This is a genomic window from Avibacterium sp. 21-586 (genome assembly GCF_026226775.1).
Lineage (GTDB): Bacteria > Pseudomonadota > Gammaproteobacteria > Enterobacterales > Pasteurellaceae > Avibacterium.
In genome coordinates, this window is sequence record NZ_JAKKOD010000002.1 from 312940 (window position 1) to 339353 (window position 26414).

Here is a 26414-nt window from a genome sequence, read left to right on the forward strand (position 1 = left end):
GTTTACGCTATCTTGTACGTTTTTTGTTACGGTTTAACGTAATCACTTTCCCGTGAATTAAAGCTGAATGGGTATTTCGTTTTACCCTTTCAGTGTGGGTAATTCACTCAGATTTTATTTTCAACACAACATTATTTATAAGGAAAATTTTATGCAAAACGTTGGTTTTATCGGTTGGCGTGGAATGGTTGGATCGGTACTAATGGATCGTATGCAACAAGAAAATGATTTCTCGAACATCAATCCTATTTTTTTCACTACTTCACAAGCGGGGCAAAAAGCGCCTGTATTTGCAGGTAAAGATGCGGGCGTGTTAAAAGATGCGTTCGACATCGCTGAATTACAAAAATTAGATATCATCGTTACCTGTCAAGGTGGTGACTACACCAACGAAGTGTATCCAAAGTTAAAAGCGGCTGGCTGGAATGGCTATTGGATTGACGCGGCTTCGGCATTGCGTATGGACAAAGATGCGATCATCGTGCTTGATCCAGTAAACCAAAACGTGATCAGCGAAGGACTAAAAAATGGCGTGAAAACCTTTGTAGGCGGTAACTGTACGGTAAGTTTGATGTTAATGGCACTAGGTGGCTTATTTGAGCGTGATTTAGTGGAATGGGTATCCGTTGCCACTTACCAAGCAGCATCTGGTGCGGGTGCGAAAAATATGCGTGAATTATTAGTGCAAATGGGTGAATTAGAAGAGTCTGTTAAAGCAGAATTAGCCGATCCCGCTTCATCAATTTTAGACATTGAGCGCAAAGTTACCGCAAAAATGCGTGATGCGTCATTCCCGATTGATAACTTCGGCGCACCGCTTGCAGGTAGCTTAATTCCTTGGATCGACAAATTATTACCAGAAACCGGACAAACCAAAGAAGAATGGAAAGGCTACGCGGAAACCAACAAGATTTTAGGTTTAAGTGATAATCCAATCCCAGTAGATGGTTTATGTGTGCGTATCGGCGCATTACGTTGCCACAGCCAAGCTTTCACGATTAAGTTGAAAAAAGATTTACCATTAGAAGAAATTGAGCAAATTCTAGCTTCTCACAATGAATGGGTGAAAGTGATACCAAACGATAAAGAAACCACCCTACGTGAATTAACACCAGCCAAAGTAACCGGCACATTAAGCGTACCAGTGGGACGCTTACGAAAATTGGCAATGGGGCCAGAATATCTTGCCGCTTTCACCGTTGGCGATCAATTATTATGGGGCGCTGCAGAACCTGTCCGCCGCATTTTAAAACAGTTAGTAAATTAATTTAGCTAACAGATTTAACCGGTTGTTTTTACAAGTAATGGGGAATTTCTCATCTTAATTCCCCCAAAAAAAGAGCGGTGAAAAATCACCGCTCTTTTATTTATAAGGAAGTAAGTTAAATTATTTCAGTGCTATTCTGGCATTTCTAAACAATCGCATCCATGCACCGTCTTCTGTCCAATCTTCTGGATACCACGAGTTGGAAACCGCGCGGTAAACGCGTTCTGGATGTGGCATCATAATAGCAATACGTCCGTTGCAGTTAGTGAGTGCGGTAATACCGTCCACTGAGCCATTTGGGTTGGCTGGGTATTGAGTGGTTGGCTTGAGATCATTATCAATATATTGCGCAATAATCAAATTCTGTTCACGTAACATCGTAAGTTGCTGATCATTTTTGAACTCAACGCGTCCTTCACCGTGCGAAACGGCGATTGGCATATGAGATCCTGCCATTCCGTTAAACCATAAAGACCCTGTATCATTAATGCGAACCATTGCTGCGCGCGCTTCAAAACGTTCTGATTGATTACGCACAAAACGTGGCCAGGCTTCTGTTCCTGGGATAATTTCAGCCAAATTCGCTAACATTTGACAGCCATTACATACCCCTAAGGCAAGGGTGTTTTCACGCTCAAAGAAGGTAGCAAATTGATCACGAAGTGCGGTGTTAAATAAGATAGATTTTGCCCAGCCGCCACCTGCGCCTAGCACATCGCCATAAGAGAAACCACCACAAGCAACAAGGGCTTGGAAGTCTTTTAAGTGATGGCGTTGCTGTTGTAAATCGCTCATATGCACATCAATAGCATCAAAACCTGCGCGGTCAAAGGCGGCTGCCATTTCATAATGGCTGTTCACCCCTTGCTCGCGTAAAATAGCAATGCGTGGACGTACACCTTTAGCAATATAAGGGGCGGCAATGTCTTCATTGACATCATAAGTTAAAGACACGGAGAAGCCTTTATCATTTGGATTTTTCTTCGCAGCAAATTCCTGATCGGCACATTCTGGATTATCACGCAATGCCTGCATTTTGTGAGTCAATTCCGCCCAAATACCACGCAGTTCAGAACGAGTTTCTTTCAATAACACTTTCGTGCCACGCGTAATTTCAATTTGATTGTCTGTGGTTACCGTGCCAAGTTCTTTCAATAAATGTAATACGCCATTTTGCTCGAAAGCCTGACGGACAGTGGCCAAATCGCCTTCTTTCACTTGGATCACCGCACCTAATTCTTCATTAAACAGCACCGCCAGATCGTTATTGCCTAAAGCACTAATATCTACAGAAACACCACAATGCCCAGCAAAGGCCATTTCGGCAAGGGTGATGATCAAGCCGCCGTCTGAACGATCGTGGTAAGCCAGCAATTTTTGTTCATTCACCAGTTGTTGCATTGCATTGAAGAAGCCTTTCAGGCTTTCCACATTTACTACATCTGCAGGTTTATCACCTAATTGTTTATAAACCTGCGCCAATGCCGTTGCGCCTAAGCGATTTTTGCCCTCACCTAAATCAATCAACAATAAACGGCTGCTGCCTTTATCTGTGCGTAATTGTGGCGTAACGGTTTTGCGCACATCTTCCACGCGCGCAAAGGCACTGATAACTAAAGAAAGCGGTGCGGTAACGGATTTTTGTTCGCCATTTTCCTGCCAAGTGGTTTTCATAGACATTGAGTCTTTCCCCACTGGAATGGTTAAGCCTAATTGCGGGCAAAGTTCTTCCCCCACGGCTTTCACGGCTTCATAAAGCCCAGCATCTTCGCCAGTATGTCCTGCGGCAGACATCCAGTTAGCAGAAAGTTTAATGCGTTTAATATCACCAATATCTGTTGCAGCAATATTGGTTAGGCTTTCTGCCACGGCCAAACGCGCAGAAGCAGCGAAATCTAACAATGCCACAGGCGCGCGTTCGCCCATTGCCATAGCTTCACCGTGGTAACTATCTAAAGCGGTGGTGGTTACCGCACAGTCAGCCACTGGTACTTGCCACGGGCCAACCATTTGATCGCGCGCCACCATACCCGTTACGGAGCGATCGCCAATGGTAATCAGGAAAGTTTTCTCAGCCACTACCGGCAAGCGTAATACGCGGTGTAGCGCTTCTTTTAGCTCAATAGCTGATTGATCAAGTGGTGGATTATGCACTTGTTTAGATACCACATCGCGCGTCATTTTTGGCGTTTTACCGAGCAACACGTTCATTGGTAAATCAATCGGATCATTATGGAAATGCTGATCGTGCAAGGTAAGATGCTCTTGTTCTGTCGCTTCACCAATCACGGCAAATGGTGCACGTTCACGCTGACAAAGTTGCTCAAATAACGCTAATTTGTCTGGTGCAACAGCCAGCACATAACGTTCTTGCGATTCGTTACACCAAATTTCCAATGGTGACATTCCTTTTTCATCACATAAAATATCACGCAATTTAAAGCGCCCGCCACGCCCACCATCGTGAACTAACTCTGGCATTGCGTTAGATAACCCACCCGCGCCCACATCGTGGATAAACAGAATAGGGTTATCCTCGCCCATTTGCCAACAGCGGTCGATCACTTCTTGGCAACGGCGTTCCATTTCAGGGTTATCACGCTGTACGGAAGCAAAATCTAAATCCTCTTTCGATTTACCTGATGCCATTGAAGAAGCCGCACCACCGCCTAAGCCAATATTCATCGCAGGACCGCCAAGCACGATCAATTTCGCGCCCACAGGGATTTTACCCTTTTGCACGTGTTCTGCACGGATATTCCCGATACCGCCTGCGAGCATAATTGGCTTGTGATAGCCACGCACTTCTTCACCGTTAAAGCTGTTGACTTTTTCTTCATAAGTACGGAAATAACCAAGCAAGGCTGGGCGACCAAATTCATTGTTAAATGCCGCACCGCCTAAAGGTCCTTCCAACATAATATCTAGGGCAGAAGCGATGCGGTTCGGTTTAGATAATGGACCTTCCCAAGGCTGCTCAAAATCAGGAATCATCAAGTTAGAAACGGAAAAGCCAACCAAACCTGCTTTTGGTTTTGCGCCACGCCCTGTTGCCCCTTCATCACGAATTTCACCGCCCGATCCTGTTGCTGCACCTGGGAAAGGGGAAATTGCCGTTGGGTGGTTGTGCGTTTCTACTTTCATTAGAATATGGGCATCTTCACTATGGTAACGATATTGTCCATCTTTATCGGGGAAAAAGCGTCCAACCTTCGAGCCTTCCATAACCGCTGCGTTATCTTTATAAGCAGAAAGTACATAATCAGGGGTTTTCTCAAAGGTATTTTTGATCATTTTGAACAGGGATTTTTCTTGTTTTTTGCCGTCAATGATCCAATCTGCATTAAAAATTTTGTGGCGACAATGCTCTGAATTCGCTTGTGCGAACATATAAAGTTCCACATCTGTTGGATTACGTCCAAGTGCGGTGAAATTTTCCACTAAATAATCAATTTCATCTTCTGCCAATGCCAAGCCGAGTTCCACATTTGCCTGTTCTAACGCATTACGCCCACCAGCCAAAATATCCACAGGGGTAAATGGTTTTGGTGGCTGTTGTTGAAATAGCACTTCCGCTTCTTGTGGGGTGCGGATCACCGTTTCCATCATTCGATCATAAATATGGCTAATGAGTTGTGCCTGCTCTTGTTCATTTAACGCACGTTCTAGCTCAAAATAAAATGCCAACCCACGCTCTAAACGCAACACGTTGTTTAAACCGCAGTTGTGTGCAATATCGGTGGCTTTTGATGACCAAGAAGAAATGGTACTAACCCGTGGAATCACAATAAAACATTCCCCTTGCGGTTCGTGTTGTGCTAAGGTTGGACCATAATGCAATAGTTGGGTTAATTCTTGCTCTTCAAGCGAATTTAGTGCTTCGCTGAGTTCTGCAAAGTGCAGGTATTCTGCATAGCAAGATTTCACTGGAAGTTGTGCTTGTTGAAAGCGTTGGGTGAGTTGGTTTAAACGGAAAGGCGAAAGGGCTGGTGAGCCACGAAAAATCTGCAACATAGACTTTACCATTAAGTTAGGTGAATGAAAAACGCGTCTATTATAAAAGAATTTTGCGCAAAACGAAAACGTTTGCGTATAAGATTATTGAAGAAAGGAATTTTTGCAAAAAGCACCGCATTTTAGAAATGCAGTGCTTTTTATTTATGAAGTAAGAAGATAAAAAAATCAGCCCATACCGTATTTTTTTAATTTTTTGCGTAATGTGCCACGGTTAATGCCAAGCATTGTTGCTGCACGAGTTTGATTACCGCGAGTGTATTGCATAATCATATCGAGCATAGGGTGTTCAACTTCCGATAAAACTAATTCATAAAGATCGTCCACATCTTGACCATCTAATTGAGCTAAATAATTTCTAATCGCTTGTTTCACAGAATCACGAAGTGGTTTGTTTGTTACTTGAGATTGTGAATTTAATACTGAAACAGTCAGAGCTTCAGCTGGATTACGTTGTTGTTCTAACATTGTTGTCTTTATCCAATAAAATCAAATTAAAAAATTCTTCCAATGCCATTATTTGCGTTCGCGCATCGGTGATGGCATTAAAAGTCTGTCTAAAACTGGAATTAGGTTGAATTCCCTGTAAATACCAAGCAACGTGCTTGCGTGCAATGCGATATCCCTTTTCTTCACCATAAAATTGATGAAGTTCTTGGATATGTCGCAAAATAACACCGCACTTTTCTTTTAAACTTGGTGTTAAAGTCGTTGAGCCGTTTTCCACTAGTTCTGCCACCGATTGAAAAATCCACGGCTGACCTAGTGCGCCACGTCCAATCATTATTGCATCAGCACCGGTGTAATCAAGCACCGCTTGGGCTTTTTGTGCCGATGTAATATCGCCATTGGCAATCACTGGAATAGAAACCTGTTGTTTCACCGCTTTAATATTGTCGTACTCGGCTTCGCCCTCAAATAAACATTCACGAGTTCGCCCATGAATGGTGAGCGCTTGCACACCTGCTTGTTCGGCAATTTTAGCGATTTCCACGCAGTTTCGATTTTGTCGATCCCAGCCTGTTCTAATTTTTAGTGTTACAGGCACGTCCACAGCACGCACCACTGCTTCAAGAATTTGTTGCACTAAATCGGGATATTGCAAAAGGGCAGAACCTGCCAATTTACGATTTACCTTCTTTGCAGGGCAGCCCATATTGATATCAATAATTTCTGCCCCATAGCCCACATTTACTTGCGCAGCTTGTGCCATTTCCTGCGGATCAGATCCAGCAATTTGCACAGCGTTAATGCGTACATCTTGATGATAAGCAAGACGTTGTTTCGATTTCTCTGTATGCCACACGCGCGGATTGCTCGCCATCATTTCTGAAAAGGTCAATCCTGCCCCATAGTTCGCACAAAGGCGTCTAAAAGGTTGGTCGGTAATCCCTGCCATTGGCGCAAGCAAAATACGGTTTTTTAATTGATAATCACCAATTCGCACTGCGCTACCCCTAACAAGTTACTACCTTTAACACACAATCTATCGCCAGCCCCAACGGGCAAGGCGTGCTATAATACGCACTTTTCACCCATTTGAAAAGCATATTTTTTATACAAAAAGGAATTTTTTTAATTGACTTGACCTAAGTCTATTAATTATGTAGAAAGGCGGCAAATAAGAGCGATAATTGTTAATAGTAACTAATGAATTTATAATTATTTTTAGCTAGTAGTTGTTTGAATTTTGGGAAATTATTATTTGCCATTAAATTCAATGAGAATTGTCATTATTTATATTATAAGTTCATAATAAAATTTCAACAATGTTATTTATCCTTAGCGTTATCTGCCCTCTTAAGATATTGTAGCGAATGCGGAGGAATTAGATGTGATTGTCGTTAAAAGCGAGCCTGAAATTCAAGCAGAGCAGAAAAAAGGTGAGATTTATCTTCATAATATCGTCAATCCCAATATGAATGCACTTTAGATACTCTCAGCTATCATTGATAGCTATTAGACGCTGTGATGAGTCTTATCGATTTTAAAGGCGTAATTAGCACATAACCGCTAATCGGTGAGCGATCACTTTTAAATTCATTGACTAAACCTCTAAGCCCAACACTTTTCGTCCATTGATACTAGCGATGTTTACCATTGCGTCTAAATCTGGGAAACGGCAGCCAGCGGCGAGTAGGCTGAGTTCTTGCCACATATCCCCTTCACACAGTGGTACCATATAATCACAGATGTTGTCTGTGCCAATGGCAACGGTGATGTTTTCTGGGATCATTTCATCAACGGGGGTGAGTGCGTTATGGAATGGCATTAAATCTTCTTTACGGTTACTGTCGATCCACGCCATTGGGCAGGCGATCATCATCATTTGCGCTTGGCGCATTTTTTCGTACAGTTTGTAGCGATATTCACGGGAATGCGCGCCGATGGAAATGCCGTGAATAGCCACCACACGCCCTTCCATTCCGTGTTCAATGGTTTTGTCACACAGCTGTTCCGTTTCTTTTTCTGTTGGCGTGTTGAATTGATCAACGTGAATGTGGCACATAATGCCGAGGGATTTGGCTTTATCGAGCAGAATATCCATTGCTTCCAGACCACGTCCGTAATCCAGCTCATCACGATAAGGAAGCCCGCCGATCATATCCACCATTTCTGAACCAATATCAAACCATTTTTTTGCGGTAGGTTCGATTACGCCTTTCAGGGTTTGATTGGCGAATTTGAGGGTGATGTCGTGTTTATACACATCGCGGGCTTTGTGGGCGGCGATGATAGCGCGATCTTCACAAATCGGATCAATATCTACGAAGGTGCCAAATGCCGTTACCCCTTGCGAGATCATCAATTCAATGGATTGACAAAAGCTGGCTTATAAAAATCCATCGCATGTTTATTCTTCTGTCCAACGCTTAAAAATAAGCGACGTATTCACTCCGCCAAAGGCGAAGTTATTATTCATCACATAATCTGCGTGGATTTCTCTTGCCGTGTGGCGAATATAATCTAACTCGCCACAACATGGATCGATATTGTCTAGGTTGAGCGTTGGGGCAAACCAGTTATCCCGCATCATTTCAATGGAGAACCAAGATTCTAATGCACCGCACGCACCGAGCGTATGTCCAAGATAGCTTTTTTGAGAACTAAGCGGTACGTTGCCAAATAAAGCAGCGGTGGCAAGGGTTTCAGCAATATCGCCTTGCTCTGTGGCGGTGCCGTGTCCATTTACATAGCCAATTTGCTCAGGACGTAAGCCTGCGTCTTTTAAAGCCAATTCCATACAGCGTTGCATCGTTTCTTTTTGCGGACGCGTGATATGACTGCCGTCGCTGTTTGCGCCATAGCCTACGACTTCCGCTAAGATTGTTGCATTACGCGCTTTCGCGTGTTCAAGTTCTTCTAAGACTAAGATCCCAGCTCCCTCGCCGATCACCAAGCCATCACGATCTTGATCATAAGGGCGCGGTGTTTGCTGTGGTTGGTCATTACGGCGGCTTGCGGCATAAAGGGAGTCAAACACATAAACTTGTGAAGGGCAGAATTCTTCACCACCTCCAGCTAACATCATTGGGATCATTCCATATTTGATCGCTTCATAGGCATAGCCAATGCCTTGGCTGCCTGATGAGCAGGCGCTTGAGGTGGGAATGATGCGTCCGCTTAAGCCAAAGAAAATGCCGATATTTGCCGCTGTGGTATGGGGCATCATTCGCACATAAGTATTGGCGCTGCTGGTGTTCGGATAGCCTGCCATCATTAAGCCAATATCTTGAATATCTTTGGTACTACCTGATGATGAACCACTTGCTACCCCCATATTACCATTGAGTACACAAGGATCCAGTTCGCCATTTTGTAATAATCCTGCATTTGTTAGCGCCATTTCAGCAGCATCAACACAAAGCTGAGCCACTTTCCCCATACTGCGTAACTGCTTACGATTCCAATGGCTTGGCGGTGTATAATTGTTGAGCGGTGCACCAAGACGAGATTCAATTTCTCCGTCTAACTTGCCCCAATCCATTGTTTGCACCGCATTTTTTTGTTTCGCAAAGGCTTGCTTAATGCTCGCCCAATCACGCCCAAATGCGGTAATACCGCCAACACCTGTTACCACAACTCGTTTCATCATTTGTTCCTTAGCATAATCCGCCATTTACGGCGATCACTTGGCGAGTAATATAGCCTGCTTTTTCATTCATTAAGAAATCTACTGCGTGTGCCACTTCTTCAGGTTCCCCCATTCTTGCAGCGGGAATGGCTTTGAGAATCTCTTCAACAGGCACATTTTCGTCTAAAATTTCTGTATTAATTAACCCCGGTGCAACACAATTGACCGTGATTTTGCGTTTTGCTAATTCCACTGCAAGGGCTTTGGCAGCGCCAATAATCCCCGCTTTTGAGGCGCTGTAATTCACTTGTCCACGATTTCCAATTAAGCCTGACACGGATGTGATACACACAATTCGCCCTGCTTTTCGGCGGCGGATCATCGGCATCATAATGGGGTGAAGAACATTGTAAAAGCCATCTAAATTGGTGCGTAACACAATATCCCAATCTTCATCAGTTAATGTAGGAAAGGCGTTATCTCGGGTTAATCCTGCATTGAGCACCACGCCATAGTAAGCCCCAAATTGCTCAACATCAGCCAGTAATTTTTGTGCGGTGTCATCACGATCACTCACATCAAATTGCAAAATGCGTACATTTTGTCCCATTGCTCGAATTTGTTCTGCCACTGCTTGTGCTTCTGCCACTCGACTACGGCAGTGCAATACAATATCAAAGCCTGATCGCGCCAGTTGTAACGCAATAGCTTTGCCAATACCACGGCTAGAGCCTGTAATTAATACGCTATTTGTCATACTTTTTTCTCTTTTGGTGGACGCAATACATTTAGCGTCCCTTCAATAATCAGTTCATTCGTATTTTTATTTCGCAATTGGCAATCAAATACGCCAAAGCCAGTGTCATCTTCAAGAGAGCGCTGAATGCGAATTTCTAATGTGCTGTCAACAGGAATATCTTGCTGATAAATATGTAATTTTCTTGTGCCAAGCCAATAACCTAGCCGAATAGGCTGACCTGCTCGAACACATTTACAACCCGCCCAAGCCGCAATGCCCTGAGCCATAATTTCAGCCCCTACAAAACTTGCTAGTTTGCCATTTTTTAGCAAAATATGATCCGCACTTACCTGCGCTTGCGCAATGAGAAAATCTTCCCCAAATTCATCAATTTGTTGTAATAACACCATTTCACCACTGTGTGGCAAAAGTGGTGCAATATGGGTAATTGGGCAGGCTAAATCAAACATCGCTTTCTCCCAAAATGATCACCGTATTATTGCCGCCAAAAGCAAAGGAGCTGCTTGCACCAATGCGTTTTCTATGCGTCCAACGGCTATTATCGTCTGTAATCGCAACTTTTGGTAAGGCAGGATCTGGCTCGCCGTCCCATAACTGTGGAGGCAATTTCCCCTCGGGATTGAAATCAGAATGAATCATTCCCCACAAAATTGCCGCTTCTACAGCACCGGCAGCGCCTAATGTATGCCCTGTATAAGGTTTCGTTGTGGTGCAAGGGGTATTTTCACCAAACACATTATGCACCGCTAAAATTTCCATTTGATCGTTATGGAGCGTGCCTGTGCCGTGCAAATTGATCCAACCGATTTCATCTGCTGCAAGCTGGCTATTTGCTAAAGCGGCACGAAATGCCGCAATAGCTCCTTCGCCCTCGGGGTGTGGAGAAGACATATGATACGCATCACTACTCGCGCCATAACCTAATAATTCCACCGATTGTCCTAAAGGTTGTTTAGACAGCACAAACATTGCTGCACCCTCGCCAATATTAATCCCTTTACGATTTGCTGAAAGCGGATTCGTTTGGCTATCAGATAACACAGATAAGGATTGAAAGCCCTTGATAGTTAAAGGCGATAAGGTATCCACGCCGCCACAAATCACCGCATCACATAGATTATTTTTCAATAATCGTGCCGCACTCATTAAGGCTCTTGCCCCAGACGTGCAAGCGGTGGAAATGCCATAACATAAGCCATCTAAACAATATTGCCACGCAACAAAATCTGCAGGTGCTGAAAAATATTGTTGTTGCTGTTTAAATGGAGTACACGACCAATCTTGATATTCTGCACCCTGCTTAAACAATGCAATATTTTCATCAACCCCCGTTGTGGAGGTTCCAACCACCACCGCAATACGATGTTTACCGAAAATCTGAATAGCTTGTTCAATCTGCGTTTCTAACTGTGTGAGACAATGCCACAATAGTTGATTGTTACGGCTACGATGTTCGTCAGGAACAGTATCTTGAAAAGGGCGAAGTGGCACATTCACCGCACCATACATTCGTGCATTGTCTGACAGCCCATTTTCGGTAAATGGCGTATCACACAAACTTAATGTAGAAGGTGCGCCTGATAATAAGGTTGAAATATGGGCTGCCAGCCCTTCACCTAAACTACTTACCACCGCAGGTTGCGATAAATACAATTTACTCACATTATTCCTTAATTTAGTAACGTTACACGCCAGTGGCTGTTGTCGGTTAAATCTATTTTCCACGCAGGGGATTGCCCTTCAATCGACCACACTGGTTTGTGATTAATAAAATAAACTCGTCGTTTACCTTGCATTTCCACTGCGCTAAATGGAAAAAGTGGGGCGTCTGGATATAACGCCGTTGCGATCGCAGAAAATAACCACTTCGCTTGTGGGTTTGGCATTACAAAACCATCATTTTGCCAACCTTGCGGCGTTAAAATCGCCCGTGCTAAGGGCGCACCAAGGGGATCGGTTTGCACCCAACGCCATTGTTTAGGTTGATATTGCAAGGCAAGTAAACTTTGTTGCTGTGAGAGATGTTGCTCATCTTGCCGTTCAATTTTAAATAATTGGCTCGTTGGCGTATTCGCTGGAAAATCTTGCGGTTGTGGCAAATTCTGACAGCCCATCAAACCACATAGCACAACAGTAATAACCCCAGCTCGCCATTGATTCATTCTTTTTATCATCATATTAAGTGCGGTTGTTTTTTTTTGATTTTTTCGATTGTAGCATATTTCTTTTTATTTCAATTCACAGAAAAACGAGAACCTGATGCTATGCACCAACGAATTTGGAAAAACACGCAAAAATCCCACCGCACTTTAATTTTCTATCTATTTTTATTTCTCATTACTCTTGGCTTGCCGCACCACAAATCTCAGCTAACGCAGCAAGGCGTTGTTTTGATTTCGCCACAAATGGATTGGCACTATCCCACGCATAGCCAGCTAAAATAGAAGAAATCATACGGCGAATTTCAGGCTGTGGATCTTTGGCATACACCACATCTTGGAACGAACCATCATACCAGCCATTCACATAAGTGCGGAAGGTATCAACGCCAAGCATTAATGGCTCGGCAAATTCTTTTTGCCAATCAACGCTCTCGCCTTTTAATTGACGTACAATTAACGGCACAGCAAGATGTGCGGAATGCAACGCAATGGTGACCCCTGATGAAAATACGGGATCTAAAAACTCCGCCGCATTACCCAATAAAGCAAAGCCTTTGCCGTGCAAGGTTTTTACATTCGCAGAATAGCCCTGAATATGGCGATAAGGGAAGTCGTTTTCCCACACTGCATTTTTTAATATCCGCCCTAACATAGGGCATTCTAAAGCAAACTTTTTCAGCACCTGTTCATCATCACCATCAAGGGTTTCTGGCAAGCCTACCACGCCAATTGAGCAACGATTATCGGCAAATGGAATTAACCATAGCCACACGTCACGATGCACTGGGTGGGTGGTAATAAGGATTTTGTTTCGATCAAACTCAGGATCATCAATATTGTCATCAATATGGGTGAAGCGAGCCACACGAGCAGGCAAGTGCGAAGGTAACTCTAAATCTAATAAGCGTGGTAATACGCGCCCGTAACCACTTGCATCAAGAACAAATTTCGCGTGCAAATTGTAGCTTTCGCCTTTATCATTACGCACCTGTAATTGCACACCATTGTCTTGAGGTTCAAAAGCTAATACTTCATTGCCAAAACGCACATCAACACCACGTTTTGCCACTTCATCAATTAAAATTTGATCGAAAATTCCTCGTCTAACTTGAAAGGTTGTACCAGCACCAGTGGTAAATTTGTCGGTAAAATCAAAATAAGTATAGCGATTGCCCCAAGTGAACGCTGCGCCATTTTTAAATTGGAAACTCGGTTCGCGGTTTACTGCATCCACCAATTCTGCTTCACGCAAAATCTCCATACAATAAGGCAGTAGGCTCTCACCAATCACAAAGCGTGGGAAATATTGTTTCTCTAACACGCATACAGACAGCCCTTGCTTTGCTAACAATGCCGCAGCCACTGAACCTGAAGGCCCTGCACCAATAATTGCAACATCACATTGACTCATTTTTTTCTCCCTAAAAAGTTTAGTTATTATTTACGATACATTATAAACGCAATCCCCACTGCACAGATCACGCCGATACTCACGCTTAGTCCAAACAACGCCACTGCTGGCGTGCTGCTTAACGTGAGCAAACCGAAAGAAATCAGCGTGGTACTGGCAGCGAGTAAAATGGCGAATTGCTTATGCGCAGTCAATGCCGACACACTTTGCAAATACGCCACATAATCCACTGCAATGGCGGAAACTAATAACATTCCAAACATCGCAAACAAACTGATTGGCAAGCCAAGCCAGCCGAAAATCCCCAAGGTGGCAAGCACCGCACAAACTGGCACAAATAACATTTTGCCACTGGTTTTCGCACCGAAATAACGCCATAACAACAATCCCGCCAACGCGAAAGAAAGCAGTTTCAACCACGCGGCTTGATTACGGGTTTGTTGGAAAGATTCGTTTAAGTGGCTACGCTTGTCTTGCCAGAAAATATCTTGATCATTCGCAAGTTGCGATAAGGCTTGGTGAACCCCACCATTAACAGGAACAATCGCTGTGCGTTGTCCGTTTATTTGCCCTAAATACAAACTTTGCCACCCTTGCCCTAAGGGACTTTTTAGTGCGGCTTGTAAAGATACCGCAGATTGGGGTGTCAGCGAGTTAAGTTGCTGTTGCACAATTTCAGCAGGAATACCCATTGCTGTGAGCGGTGCGAAATCCTGTTCAGATAAATGCTGTAATTGTTGGGCAAAATTATGTTGCTGCTTTTCGCTCATTAACCATTGGCTCAAAGATTGATAACTTTCTAGCTGCTGTTGCTGCTTGGCTTGCTTTAATCGAATATCAAGTGCGGTCAATTTTTCGAGTAATTTTTCATCATTTTCTGCTAGCACTAAAAAATATTGCCCACTTAGCTGCATTCCGGTTAATTCACCAATTTTTTGTGCTTGGCTTACTAAGTTGGGCGACAATGCCACCCATTGGCGAATATCATCTTGCCATTTAGATTGAGTAATTCCGCCTACCACAAAAAGAATGAACATAGCGTTCAAGGCTTTTCTGTAAACCAAAAACTTTTGCAAAAAGCACCGCACTTTGTAAAAGGCATATAACAAATTTGTTGGGCGTTTAGTTTGATAATGGCGGAAAAAATAAGGCAATAAAAGTTGTGTACACAACACCGCGGCTAATAGTGCCACCGCTGAAAATAGCGCAGTTTGCTGTAACACGGGCAAGGTGGTGAAACCCAGCAAACTATAGCCAAGCAAGGTGACTAATAAACTCACACTAAAGGTTAGGCGTAATTTCTGCATTGCAGGCTGTGGTTTCCAGCGGCGAGAAAGCAATGAGCCAGATAGCCAATGTAACGGAAAGTCAATCAATACACCGATTAAGCTCGTACCGATGACCAGGGTTAAAATATGCACTTGTCCAAACCAAGCAAGGGTTGCCACTAAACCGACCAACACGCCAGCCGCAATGGGAAAAAATAGCCATAATACGCGTAACGAGCGAAATACCATCAGCAATAAGATTAAAGTCAGCCCAATACCAAAGCCGCTCATTAATTGGCTTTCTTGTTCCGCTCCTTGTTTGGCTTGCAGCGCAAATAAACTTGCTCCAGTGATCGCCATTTCCGCCCCCTGTTCTTGCACAAGGTGCTGATTTTGCGCAATCAGTTGCTGCAATGCCAAAGGTGGAGTAAGCCAGTTTTGTGGGGTTAATTCGCCTTGTAATAATACCCAAGTTTTTCCTTGCTCATTGACTGTTAATGCGCCACTTTCTGCCTGCCATTGCACATTGCTTTGTGGCTGTGCTTGCGCGAGTGTAAATCGTCCGAAGCCAAGCCAATCTTGATCTAAGGGCAATAAACTTTGTGCCGTAAAAGGATTGCTAATTTGCTGGGCATATTGCTGAAAATATTGATGAGGCTGTTGAATTAATTGTGTTTGAATATTTGCAGGCAAGGTGGCGAAAGCAAGAGCTTTTACGCCCTCACGAAGCTGATTAAGATCGGGTTGAAATTCACTCGCCACTTGGCTGAACAATCCGCTCTCACGCCAGCGCTGTGCGATTTGTTGCGAAAGTTGCAATGCTTGGTGAGCTTGCAGTGAGCCGACAAGGGCAATAATTTTGCGGTTAAGTTGTTGTTCCTGTTGTTTATCCACTTGTTGCTGCACCGCTTGCCATTGTTGATCCTTAGGGAGTAGCGCTTGCAAATCTGTTTGTAGCCAATTCCCACGCCAAATAAACACCGCCAGCACAACCACACAAGACACCAAGCTTATTACATAAGCAAGACGAACCGATGTAGAAAAAAGTGCGGGGGAAAATTTTGCTGTTTTTATTGGCAAGTGCGACATTTTGGCTCTCACTTTTTATTCTAGTGCTTGTTTCACCGCAGGTGGTAAGGGTTGATTAAGCTGAATGTGCTGAAAGTGAATTTTGGTGCTATCACCTTGCACTTCATTCAGTTGCATTGTGGTAACGCTTTGATTTCCCTGCACAATAATTGACGTAAAGATCTGTTTCATTAAGAGTGAACTAGGCGTAAGGTGCAATGTCCATTGTTTTGCATCGCCATTCAATACCACGTCAAAATGGCTTTTTAGCCCTGATAAATCTCCCGACAACAACCCTAAAAACAAGCGAATTTGTTGCGATTGTGTCATATTTCCGTTGGAAATCCAGTGTTGCCCATTCCATTGCTCAATGCCTTGTGACGTGATGCGTAATTCCGTGCTAAACGGCTGTTGCATTTTCCACAGCAATCCTTTTTCTGTCACCAAGGCAAATTGCCCACTGCTTTCAATCGGCTGAGGTAATGCTTTGAGAAAGCGTTGCTGCAAAAAATCCCCTTGCATATTATGGCTTTGTTGAAGTTGCTTGATCAGATCTTGCTCAGAGAACGCCCAAAGGGGCAAGCTGATTACCCATAACAATAACACCAAATATTTTTTCATTTCTGTTTTTCCTGTACCTTAGGCTAACGGTTGAAAGCCTTTGTAGGCTTCAAAGGCTTTACGCCAATTTTCTGTTGCCTCTAATTGCATTTCACCTGTTTGGGCGTCCACCACCACTTGTGTGGTGCTAGCGACCGTGAGTTTTTTGCCCGTTGCTAAATCGGTAATCACATAATCAATACGCAGGCAGGTATCATATTCCACCACGGAAAGGGTTACGCGGATTTTTTGACGAAAAAGCGCAGGGCGAACGTATTTCACATTCAGTTGTACAATGGGCCAACCATAGCCATCTGCACGAATATCATCATAAGTGTAGCCAATGTCTTCCAGCAACGCACAACGCGCCATTTCAAAATATTTAATGTAATGCCCGTGCCACATAATATGCGCAGAATCCACATCAAAAAAGGGAATTTCATAATCAGATTGATGTTGGCAATAAACATGTTTTTTCGCTTTCATTCTTTGTTATCGTTCCAAAAATCGTAAAAATTAAACCATTGTAATGGCTGCTCACGGCAGGCTTGCGCCAATACATCAGCATATTGTTGCATTGCCTGTTGAATATGTTGCTGGCGCACTTCACCTCGCCCTGAAATGGCAGTGCTGAAACGGCGCAGTTTTAATTGATAGCGTCCTTGCGATTTCACACAAAACACCGTATTAAGCGGTGCTTTGAGCAATGCTGAAAGCAACCAAGCACCTTGCGGGAAATCCGCTGGCTTACCAAGAAAATTAACTTTTTGTGTTTTATCGCCACGCACAGGAATGCGATCCGCAGCAATGGCAATCCATTCACCACGTTCTATACGTTGGTGCAATTCAAACATCTTTTGTGCATCTAAATCCGTTACCTGAATGACAGGAAGCGCTTTTGCCCCCGCTTTTTCTAAGGCTTCATTGAAAGCCTCTGCGTGGTGGCTATGTACTAACACGTTCAGCACAAAATTAGGATGATGTCCGCTATCAACTAACGCGCGACAAATTTCAATGTTGCCAAAATGGGAGCATAATAAAATTTGCCCACAGCTTTGATGATCAATGTCGTGATAAAGATTATCCATATCATCAATATGCAAATCGTGATAGTTAATTTTATTTTGCCACACCGCAAAGCGATCCGTGATTGCTTCGCCAAAAGTCAAAAATTGACGAAAAACCGCCCAAGTTGGTAATTTCACCTCTGGAAAGGTTTGACACAAACGTTGCTGATATTCAGCAATATACTGACGCGCTTTCTTTGAAGTGGCAAAAAAATAGCTCACCACCACGAAGGTGGCAATGCGGATCGCCCACAAAGGCAGATATGCCACAATCAAGCGGGTGAGATTGAGAAAGAATCGAGTTCCACGCTCTTGTTGCTTTGCCCAATGTTTTTCTTGTTGGCTCATAACGGTTTGCCTCGTATCATTCGCCATACCATTTGCCAAAAAAGTTTGGTGTGCATTTTGCTGATTTTCCAGTTATCCGCAAAAGCACGGAAATGTGATGTGCCATTCTTATCATAACGCACGGGGGTATCCACCCACACCATTGGAATTTTATACCAATGTGCTTTGACAATAATTTCAATGTCAAAATCCATTCGATCGCCAATTTTTTCCTGTTTCAACAAATCCATCATTGCCACCACAGGATAAAGCCGAAAACCACACATTCCATCTAAAATATCCCCTGAATGGGTGTGAATGGCATTCCAAAAATCGGTAATCTTTCTACCGTATAAACGGGATTTTGGCGCATCATCGCCATAAATAGGACGTCCACAAATAAGTGCGGTGGGATTTTCTGCACTTTTTTGTAAAAAGATCGCTACATCAGAAAGTTGATGTTGCCCGTCTGCATCGACTTGTACGGCATAGGCAAAACCCTGTTCCCACGCCAGCTTAAATCCCACTTTCATTGCTGCACCTTTGCCCCCATTCTGCGGACAAAAATGAACTTGAATACCGTCTTGTTGTACAAGTTCTTGAAGTGCTGCTTTATGATCTGCTGTTGAGCCATCATCAATAATCAGCACAGGTAAATTAAGTTGGCGTAGCTGATGTGCCACGGCACCTACGGTGTTGGAATGATTGTAATGAGGAATAAGGGCAATCACTTGTTGATTTATTGGCTGATTATACATGGGTTAATTCCTTTTGCTGGCGGAGGAAAACCTGCTCGAAATCCGCTTTTAAAATTTTTGATTGGCTGTTGCGTGGCAGTTTATCGGTAAAACGCCAAAAACGTGGCAATGCTGCGGCTTCTTGAGTTTGGCTAAGATGCTGGCGAAGTGAATGAATGACCGCATTACGCCCTTGTGTGCGATATAGGTTTACCCCTTCTTCATTTAATGCTACCCAAGCCGCAGGGCGAGCCTGATTAGGGTGCTGTGCAATAAAGCAATCCACCACCCAAGAATGCTGCTGCAAGGCTTGTTCTATATTAACCAGCGAAATGCGTTTATCACCCAGTTTCACTATGCGATCTACACGCCCTAGCAATAAAAAACGCTCACCGTGCATTTCCGCCGCGTCTGCCATAATTTCTGGCTGATCAAGCCAAGGGGATTTCACCCAAAGCGTGCCATTTTCTGTTAATCCTACTGTGGTAAATATGGTCGGCGTCCATAATGTTTCTTGCTCACGAAACGCAATTGCCCCTGTTTCAGTGCTACCGTAACATTCGATCATTCGGCAAGATAAGGTATCACGAATACGTTTTGCCGTATCCAAAGGTAAGGGCGAACCTGCGGAAACAACAGCACGAATGCCACAACGAGCAAGTTTGGGATCTTTTAAATTAAGGTGAGTCAGCAAGGCAGGGCTACTTACCCATAATACATTTTCTGCGTGTAAACTTTCGCTCATCAAATATTCGGGATAATGATATTGCAAGCGTGCCAACGGCCAGCCTAAATAGAGCGGTAAGAAAATTCGGTAAGATAAACCGTAATGATGTTGGGCTGATACACTTGATACCACATATAGCGGTGTATTCTCTGAAAATGCGACACTCTGCGCAATAGCTTGAGCTTCCTGCCACATTTTTTCTGCGGTTTTAACTAAAATTTTTGGCTCACCACTGCTACCTGAGGTTTTAAGCCAAATTTCACTTTGACAATGGGGATCGATTAAAGGCTGGGCTAAAGTTTCATCGTTAATTTGTTGTGCTAAACCAAAGATGGCAAAGCATTCATTATCCATCAACATCGCATTTTCTTGTGCTAGCCATTGTTGGTTTTCCGCCAATAAATTTGGCGGCAATAACACGCGCACTTTTGCCTGAAAACACGCCAGCAACACACACGCCATTTGTGCCGCATCATCAAGCCATAAACCTAGGCTATGTATCTGTTGCTGCTGTAATTGCTGACTAATTTGCCACGCACGAGAGGTAAAATCTTGTTTTGACCAAGAAGGATTTAAGGTGATGTCCTTCATTGCTGAAAAATTAATTTGCATGATGTTTTTTTACTTGTTGTCGAATGATCCATTCAATGCCCATTACTAAACCAATGAACACATAGGAAATCACCCCTGAATATAATGCCCAATAATCATAATATTGCCCGAATATTAGTGCGCTGGTAATCACAATATTGATAATAAACACAACGCACCATACTTGGGTTACAGTTCGGGTGTAACGCACACCTTCTGCGGTTAAATTCGGTTCTTGCAAGCGGGCTAAACGCTCTACAAAAGTTTGCGATTGCCATAGGCTGCTTGCAAATAAGGTGAGCATTAATCCATTGATAATCACGGGATACCAAAACATTCCCACTAAGGCGCGTGTGCCTGCGATCACCGCTAAAATTAATGCTAGGCAAAAAGAGAAATAACGCTGCGCTGAGGGCTTTTGTAGCAGCCCTTTCACCGCCCATAATGCCGCCATTATCCACGGCAGATAAAACAAAATGGGGCTATTTGCCCCTTGCCACCAAAAAACAATGGGAAAAGCCACCGCACTTACTGCAAGGAATAAGGTGATAAGAACGGAAGTTAGGGCTTTCATTATGTTATTCCGTTAAAAGTGCCACACCGCTACAGCAAGTTTCTTCGGCAACTTTAAGCTGGAACGCGATCCGCCGCTTTTCAGGCTGCCAACTAAGCGTGAGTTCAAATTCATCATTTGGACGTAAAAAATGCTGGAACTTCAAACGATCAATGCTCGAAAAATTAAGATTCCTACCTAAAAAATCCTGCATTTTTTCGCTGATCCATTGTAACTCAATCACGCCCGGCACTAAGGGAAATTCAGCAAAATGATCTTTTAAGAAACGCAATTCCAACGGCACTTTGCCTTTGATCACATATTGATTGCCATCACGCTCAGGCCTAGACCAAATAGGATCAAGCACGCTTTCCACACAAACCTGATTAAAGGCTAATTTATTAATTTTCGATTGACTATTGCGCGGTAATTTATCAGTAAAACGCCAAAAACGTGGAATGGCGGATTTATCTTGATTTGCAGCAACAGCTTGTTTCAGTTCGGCAATTAATGCACGGCGACCTTGTTCACGGAAAGCATTAATGCCAGCCTCCGTTAATCCCACCCACGCAGCTAAGCGATTTTGCTCTGGGTGGCGTGCGATATAACAATCTTCCACAAAAGGGTGTTGTAATAACTGACGTTCAATGCTCACTAAAGATGTACGTTTATCGCCAATTTTTACAATGCGATCACAACGTCCAAGTAAACGAAAGCCTGAGCCTTCAAATTTCACCATATCTGCGGTTTGCTCGCGTCCTGAAATCCAATCCGCTTCAATCCATAAGGCATCTTGTTCATCTTGCCCAAGCTGGCTATTTGGCAATCTTTGCCAAAGATGAATATCATCACGGATTGCAATTGGGCCTGTTTCCGTGCTGCCGTAAATTTCTACCACGGGGGCGTGGATTGCCGCACGGATTTGAGTTGAAACATCTTCAGCCAATGCGCCACCTGAAGAAACAATACCGCGCAGACTTTTTGGCATTGCCATTGTGTCCCAAGTAATGCTTGATAACATCGCAGGGCTACTCACCAACACGGCATTTTCTGATTGGTTAAGCGCCGATTTGATACACTCAGGATAAAACAATTGCTTACGCCCAATTTGCCAGCCAAGCGCTAACGACATCATAATATGCACGGTTAAGCCATAAACATGCTGAATGCTCACCGTGCTAATGGCACGCCAGTGATTATCCGCAGGGAAAGACAGAGCCTCTGCTAACACTTGCGCACTTCGCCACATTTGCTGAGCAGTTTTCACAATGGTTTTTGCTTCCCCTGTGCTACCTGACGTTTTTAGCCAAATTTCTGTTTGTGCATTACGATCAAAGTGCGGTGCAAAATTTTCTTGTTTTTGTACCTGCTGATCGCCACCAAAATCCTTAAACGCCATACAAGGTGAAAGTTCAGCGTCATTATCACACAACCAGAACTGAGCGTGCTGCGCACCCCATTCACGGCTTTCTTGGGTTAAATTGGGTGGAAAAAGCACGCGTACATCAGCCTGCCAAGCAGCAAGTAGGGTGCAGGCAAGGTTTGCGCCGTCTTCTAACCAAACCGCAATAGATTTCACCTTTTGCTGTTTGAAAGCTTGCGCCATTTGTAGGGCTTTGTAAGTAAAATCGCCATAGCGCCAATCGGGCTGCGTGGCGATAAGACTATGTTCCGTGTAATTAGGCATTCTGAGAGTCGTCTGTGGCTTGTTGGGCTTCTTGGCTCATTTTTAACACCGCTTGCACCACATCATTTACCGTACGCACATTGCGGAAATCTTCAGGTTTCACTTTGTATCCTGTGTTGCGTTTGATGTAGTCAATTAAATCAATGGCGTCAATGCTATCAATTTCTAGATCTTCATAAAGATTCGTTTCTGGGGTGATTTTATTGGGATCAATTTCAAATAAAGATACTAAAGCTTCAGAAAGTAAATCTTGGATTTGTTGTTCTGTCATCATCGTCATTAACCTTGTTGTGAGCGAATAAATGCGGCTAAAGTATTGACATTAGTGAAGTGATCGCGCAATGCGTGCTGTTCACTATCTAATTGTAAATTAAAGGCTTTTTGTACGGCTAAACCGAGTTCTAGCGCATCAACAGAATCTAGCCCTAAGCCCTCATCGCTAAACAGCAATGTATCGTTTTCAATATCTTCTGGGTTGATGTCTTCCAATGCTAAACTTTCGATAATGATATTTTTAAGTTGTTGTTCTAATTCCATTTTATTTATCCTTTTTGTTGAGTTTGAGAATTAAAATAATCATTTAAATATTGTGTTAAGCGACGCGCTGCCAACGGTAAGGGTTTTTCAGCAAGCCAATTTTGTGGATCAATATTCTCTCCCACAGAGAGTTCATAAGTAATGCGGCTTTTAGGTAATTGGTACCAAGGTTGCCCCTTTTTGAAATTCAACGGGTGCATTTTGATCACCACAGGGGTAATCACTTTTGCGCTACGCAAACCAATAGATACTGCACCACGGTTAAGTTTCACCACACCGTCCCAACCTGTTCTAGTTCCCTCAGGGAAAAGCAAAATTGCCTGTTCTTTCAGCACGTTATCGCATTGTTCTAACAGCTCAAGGGATTCCGTATTCGGCAAAAATCCACAAGCCAAAATTTGGTTTCGCATTGTCGGGTTATGCAATAAATCTTGTTTGACAATGCAATTTAATTCTGGCGTTTTCGCTAAGGTCAGCACTACATCAAGCAAAGAGGGGTGATTGGCAATAACTAATTGCCCGGCTCGCCCTAATCTTTCAAAACCTTGATATTTGACTTCTAGCACGCCACTCCAAACAGTAAAACGCACAAAATAACGCCAAATTTTTCCGACAAAACGGCGTACTTTTAATTGCGTAGCTAAGTTTTGTGGGCAGCGTGCATAAGGGTATAACACCAATTGCAATAATGTTCCTGCCACGCCCCAAAAAGCGAATCCTATGGCAGTGGCAAGAAAACGGCGTAGCCAATCTAATTTTTCTGCCATAACCAAATATCTCCACGCGAACTTGGGGTTTGCCACTGAGATTGGTCTAAATATTGTTGCTGTACCCAAAATAACGCATTATCACTACATTTTTCTGCAAGATCTCCACGTTCTTCAGTACAATGTAAGCTAAGTTGATATTGATTGCCTTTTTCTACTATTAAGGCTAACGCATAACCAAAAGGCTGACGCACCACAGGTTCGGCATTATATTGTTCGGTCAATGGTGATTCTGCTACCACCACAAGCACGCGTTCTTGCCCTTCTTGCAACAAGAAATAAGCCTCAAGCAATGCCACTTCCAAATTATCTTGTTTTGCCATAATTGCCGTGGTTTCTGCTTTGACTTGGCGCATTTCCGACCATTGTCCCACCAGTGCATTATGCACAGATAAATTGAATGAAGTCGGCGAAACATCACCCTCTGTTAAAAGACTATGCCAAAGGGCAAAGTTTCGATTGATTTCGCTATTGGCAGAGGCATAAACCACAGGGATATTGGGTTGTTCTTCAATAAGATCCCAAGCGGCTTCAAAAAATAAGCGAGCCAGCTCACTTAAACGTCGCCGTTTTAAAGGGGGAAGAAAGGCTAACTTAGGCGCAAAAGGCTGCCATAAATGGCTATTCTTCGCCCAATGAGCTTCGCCTAATTGCCAATCTTGGCGAGAAAGTTCACGGTTAGTAACCACTTTCCAGCCGCGCAGAGAAAAATTAAACTGACAAATTGCGGTGTTCATTGATTATTATTGAAATAATTCGTTAATCATTAAATCTGTTTGACCTTGCAAGCCCACTTCTTTTACACGCTCTGCTTCATCGCCACGTCTTTTGTATGTGATAGAGCCAAGCATTTGCTTATCTTGCACAACAGTTAAACGCGCATGGGCAATAATGGTACGATTACCGCGAACAGCAGCTTTCAAAATTGATGTGCAGCCTGCTAGTTCACGAGATCTAACAAAATTCGCCTTAATACCACGTTTTTTTAAGCTCGCTAAAATCGCGTCAGCAAAATCTTCGGGGGCTTTTCGTAAATCAGTGGTAACGCATAATGGCTGTTTAAGACTGCTTAATTGCACGGGTTGTGAATCACTAATACCAGCGGCACAGCCCACTAAAGTCTCGGCACATAAACAAATCAAAAATAATTTTTTCATTATCAAAACCTAATTAGTTATTAATAAAAAATATGGTGGAAGTTTACCTTAATTTACGTTAAATTACCAAGCGGAAAAGCAACCGTTTACGATAGAATAATCACCTAATCTCACGCATTTTATTAATGCTTACAAAAAAGGAAAAACTATGAAACATTCAGGAAAACTTGCTATTGCTTTAACAGCTCTTTTACTCGCAGCTTGCGCCCCTAGAGATACCACCCATTATTACTCCATTCAGGAAGCATTAAATTCCCCTGAAGCAAAAGAAGTGTTAGATCCAAAAATTAAACTTTATTTTGGCAAACCCGCACCGGGTAAAGTTGTCAAAGCGGGGTTAGTGAGTAATCGTAAAACCAATGCGGCAAATAAGAGCGATGAAAAATCTTGTCAATGGGCGTTCCTAACTGTAGTGAAACAATTCCAAGATACCGCAAAAAAACAAGGTGCAACCAAAGTTGGCAACCTTATTAGTTTCTATAAGAAAAATCCTTATCGCAGCACAACACAATACGAATGCCACGCTGGTAATTTAATGAGTGGCGTTGCCTTAAAAGGCGATATTGTTCGCTAATTCATTTCTTTAAGTGCGGTCGAAAATTTGGAAATTTTACACCGCACTTAACATTTTAGCTGGCTTGACAATCAGATTATCAAATTTATAATTTCGCGCCGAATTTTATTGGCACACATTTTTTAGCATTTAACTTTATGGACACGCATTCACCTAAACATATTCTTGTGGTTTCTTATTCACAAACAGGGCAACTTTCTCGTCTAGTAGAAAATTTTCTGCAACCATTACGCACACAGCAAGAGATCATTATTGAAGAATATCAGGTGAAACCGCAGCAAGATTATGCGTTTCCGTGGAAATTTACCCCATTTTTTAACACCTTTCCTGAAAGTGTTCACTTACAACCTGCGCCAATTCAGCCACCGCAATTACAGCGTGATCACTATGATTTGGTGATTATCGCCTATAGCGTTTGGTTTCTTTCCCCCTCTCAACCTATTACTGCGTTTTTGCAAAGTGAACAAGGTAAACAAGTCTTGCACAACACGCCTGTGATCACCTTAATCGGCTGCCGTAATATGTGGTTAATGGCGCAAGAAAAAGTCAAAGCCTTGTTAAATCAAGCGGGCGCAACGCTGGTGGGTAATATTGTTAAAACCGATCAATCTAATGCGTGGGCAAGTTTTATCACCACGCCATTATGGCTGTTTACAGGAAAAAAGCGTCCTTATGAATGGTTACCTAGCGCGGGCATTAGTGAAGAAAATATTACCGATATGCAGCGATTTGGTCGAGAACTTGCAGAAAAATTAGCAGAAAATGCCTCGCTCGATCAACCGCTATTTCAACATATGGGCGCGGTGCAAATTGATGAGAAACTGATGATGAGTGAAAAAGTAGGACACCGCAGTTTTTATTTATGGGGAAAGTTATTACTCAAGTGCGGTCAAATTTCGCCACGTTTACGCCAAGCAGTGCTGTATGTTTATATCGCTTTTTTAGTCTTATTAATTATCACTGTTGTGCCAATTTCCGCCCTAATTAAGCGTTTACTAAAACCTTTATTAAAAGAAAAACTTGAACGCCAAAAACGCTATTTTGCTGCACCATCTGGAGAATAAT

Annotated in this window: 25 protein-coding genes and 1 pseudogene; 3 read left to right on the top strand and 23 right to left on the bottom strand. The window is 43.2% G+C overall.

What is annotated here, in order from left to right; genetic code table 11:
* The first annotated feature begins 151 nt into the window (after positions 1–151).
* Positions 152–1267 carry an aspartate-semialdehyde dehydrogenase gene (asd, locus tag L5B71_RS09190; protein WP_265758082.1) on the top strand — a complete coding sequence of 372 codons (1116 nt, stop codon included), beginning with the start codon at positions 152–154 and terminating at the stop codon, positions 1265–1267.
* Between the two features lie 120 nt (positions 1268–1387).
* Here asd and purL read toward each other — a convergent pair whose 3' ends face one another.
* The 23 genes and pseudogenes from purL to L5B71_RS09305 form a co-directional block, all read right to left on the bottom strand.
* On the bottom strand, positions 1388–5281 hold the full coding sequence (gene purL / locus L5B71_RS09195; RefSeq protein WP_265758083.1) for a phosphoribosylformylglycinamidine synthase: 3894 nt from the start codon (positions 5279–5281) through the stop codon (positions 1388–1390).
* 168 nt (positions 5282–5449) lie between these two features.
* A complete protein-coding gene (fis, locus tag L5B71_RS09200; RefSeq protein WP_103855173.1) occupies positions 5450–5749 on the bottom strand; it encodes a DNA-binding transcriptional regulator Fis in 300 nt (99 codons plus the stop codon).
* Positions 5730–6728 carry a tRNA dihydrouridine synthase DusB gene (gene dusB, locus L5B71_RS09205; protein WP_265758084.1) on the bottom strand — a complete coding sequence of 333 codons (999 nt, stop codon included), beginning with the start codon at positions 6726–6728 and terminating at the stop codon, positions 5730–5732. The genes fis and dusB overlap by 20 nt, the downstream gene beginning before the upstream one ends.
* A 600-nt stretch (positions 6729–7328) precedes the next feature.
* A pseudogene (locus L5B71_RS09210) lies at positions 7329–8114 on the bottom strand (amidohydrolase family protein); the annotation flags it as partial.
* A 21-nt stretch (positions 8115–8135) separates the two neighbouring features.
* The gene (locus L5B71_RS09215) at positions 8136–9374 is read right to left on the bottom strand and encodes a beta-ketoacyl-ACP synthase (protein WP_265758353.1); all 1239 of its coding nucleotides are present in this window, start codon (positions 9372–9374) and stop codon (positions 8136–8138) included.
* A gap of 10 nt (positions 9375–9384) precedes the next feature.
* Positions 9385–10113, bottom strand: a complete 729-nt coding sequence (gene fabG / locus L5B71_RS09220) for a 3-oxoacyl-ACP reductase FabG (RefSeq protein ID WP_265758085.1) — start codon at positions 10111–10113, stop codon at positions 9385–9387.
* Positions 10110–10565 (bottom strand): ApeP family dehydratase, encoded by a 456-nt coding sequence (locus L5B71_RS09225; protein WP_265758086.1) that lies wholly within the window; start codon positions 10563–10565, stop codon positions 10110–10112. The genes fabG and L5B71_RS09225 overlap by 4 nt, the downstream gene beginning before the upstream one ends.
* Positions 10558–11778 (bottom strand): beta-ketoacyl-ACP synthase, encoded by a 1221-nt coding sequence (locus tag L5B71_RS09230; protein WP_265758087.1) that lies wholly within the window; start codon positions 11776–11778, stop codon positions 10558–10560. The genes L5B71_RS09225 and L5B71_RS09230 overlap by 8 nt, the downstream gene beginning before the upstream one ends.
* Positions 11779–11786: 8 nt before the next feature.
* Positions 11787–12278: a DUF3261 domain-containing protein gene (locus tag L5B71_RS09235; RefSeq protein WP_442780748.1), complete on the bottom strand. Its 492-nt coding sequence runs from the start codon at positions 12276–12278 to the stop codon at positions 11787–11789.
* 175 nt (positions 12279–12453) lie between these two features.
* Positions 12454–13689 (bottom strand): NAD(P)/FAD-dependent oxidoreductase, encoded by a 1236-nt coding sequence (locus L5B71_RS09240; protein ID WP_265758088.1) that lies wholly within the window; start codon positions 13687–13689, stop codon positions 12454–12456.
* A 26-nt stretch (positions 13690–13715) separates the two neighbouring features.
* Complete coding sequence (locus L5B71_RS09245; RefSeq protein ID WP_268741571.1) at positions 13716–16046, bottom strand: hypothetical protein; 2331 nt, start codon at positions 16044–16046, stop codon at positions 13716–13718.
* 15 nt (positions 16047–16061) lie between these two features.
* Positions 16062–16646 carry an outer membrane lipoprotein carrier protein LolA gene (locus tag L5B71_RS09250; protein ID WP_265758090.1) on the bottom strand — a complete coding sequence of 195 codons (585 nt, stop codon included), beginning with the start codon at positions 16644–16646 and terminating at the stop codon, positions 16062–16064.
* Positions 16647–16664: 18 nt separating this feature from the next.
* Positions 16665–17111 carry an acyl-CoA thioesterase gene (locus tag L5B71_RS09255; protein WP_103853665.1) on the bottom strand — a complete coding sequence of 149 codons (447 nt, stop codon included), beginning with the start codon at positions 17109–17111 and terminating at the stop codon, positions 16665–16667.
* On the bottom strand, positions 17108–18040 hold the full coding sequence (locus L5B71_RS09260; protein WP_265758091.1) for an LpxL/LpxP family acyltransferase: 933 nt from the start codon (positions 18038–18040) through the stop codon (positions 17108–17110). Before L5B71_RS09260 ends, L5B71_RS09255 begins: the two co-directional genes overlap by 4 nt.
* Positions 18037–18777 carry a glycosyltransferase family 2 protein gene (locus tag L5B71_RS09265; protein ID WP_265758092.1) on the bottom strand — a complete coding sequence of 247 codons (741 nt, stop codon included), beginning with the start codon at positions 18775–18777 and terminating at the stop codon, positions 18037–18039. The genes L5B71_RS09260 and L5B71_RS09265 overlap by 4 nt, the downstream gene beginning before the upstream one ends.
* The gene (locus L5B71_RS09270; RefSeq protein WP_265758093.1) at positions 18770–20095 is read right to left on the bottom strand and encodes an AMP-binding protein; all 1326 of its coding nucleotides are present in this window, start codon (positions 20093–20095) and stop codon (positions 18770–18772) included. Before L5B71_RS09270 ends, L5B71_RS09265 begins: the two co-directional genes overlap by 8 nt.
* A complete protein-coding gene (locus tag L5B71_RS09275; protein WP_126370672.1) occupies positions 20085–20648 on the bottom strand; it encodes a hypothetical protein in 564 nt (187 codons plus the stop codon). Before L5B71_RS09275 ends, L5B71_RS09270 begins: the two co-directional genes overlap by 11 nt.
* A gap of 4 nt (positions 20649–20652) precedes the next feature.
* Complete coding sequence (locus L5B71_RS09280; protein ID WP_265758094.1) at positions 20653–22314, bottom strand: AMP-binding protein; 1662 nt, start codon at positions 22312–22314, stop codon at positions 20653–20655.
* On the bottom strand, positions 22307–22585 hold the full coding sequence (locus L5B71_RS09285) for an acyl carrier protein (RefSeq protein WP_265758355.1): 279 nt from the start codon (positions 22583–22585) through the stop codon (positions 22307–22309). Before L5B71_RS09285 ends, L5B71_RS09280 begins: the two co-directional genes overlap by 8 nt.
* A gap of 8 nt (positions 22586–22593) precedes the next feature.
* Positions 22594–22851 carry a phosphopantetheine-binding protein gene (locus L5B71_RS09290; RefSeq protein WP_265758095.1) on the bottom strand — a complete coding sequence of 86 codons (258 nt, stop codon included), beginning with the start codon at positions 22849–22851 and terminating at the stop codon, positions 22594–22596.
* Positions 22852–22856: 5 nt separating this feature from the next.
* A complete protein-coding gene (locus L5B71_RS09295) occupies positions 22857–23618 on the bottom strand; it encodes a lysophospholipid acyltransferase family protein (protein ID WP_265758096.1) in 762 nt (253 codons plus the stop codon).
* A complete protein-coding gene (locus L5B71_RS09300; RefSeq protein ID WP_265758097.1) occupies positions 23603–24355 on the bottom strand; it encodes a beta-ketoacyl synthase chain length factor in 753 nt (250 codons plus the stop codon). Before L5B71_RS09300 ends, L5B71_RS09295 begins: the two co-directional genes overlap by 16 nt.
* Before the next feature lie 6 nt (positions 24356–24361).
* Positions 24362–24775, bottom strand: a complete 414-nt coding sequence (locus L5B71_RS09305) for a hypothetical protein (protein WP_265758098.1) — start codon at positions 24773–24775, stop codon at positions 24362–24364.
* A gap of 148 nt (positions 24776–24923) precedes the next feature.
* On the opposite strand from L5B71_RS09305, the gene L5B71_RS09310 reads away from it, so the two are divergent.
* Together L5B71_RS09310 and L5B71_RS09315 are read left to right on the top strand one after the other, a co-directional pair.
* Positions 24924–25349: an excinuclease ABC subunit A gene (locus tag L5B71_RS09310; protein WP_103853655.1), complete on the top strand. Its 426-nt coding sequence runs from the start codon at positions 24924–24926 to the stop codon at positions 25347–25349.
* A gap of 137 nt (positions 25350–25486) precedes the next feature.
* The gene (locus L5B71_RS09315; protein ID WP_265758099.1) at positions 25487–26413 is read left to right on the top strand and encodes a dialkylrecorsinol condensing enzyme; all 927 of its coding nucleotides are present in this window, start codon (positions 25487–25489) and stop codon (positions 26411–26413) included.
* The last annotated feature ends 1 nt before the right edge of the window (position 26414 follow it).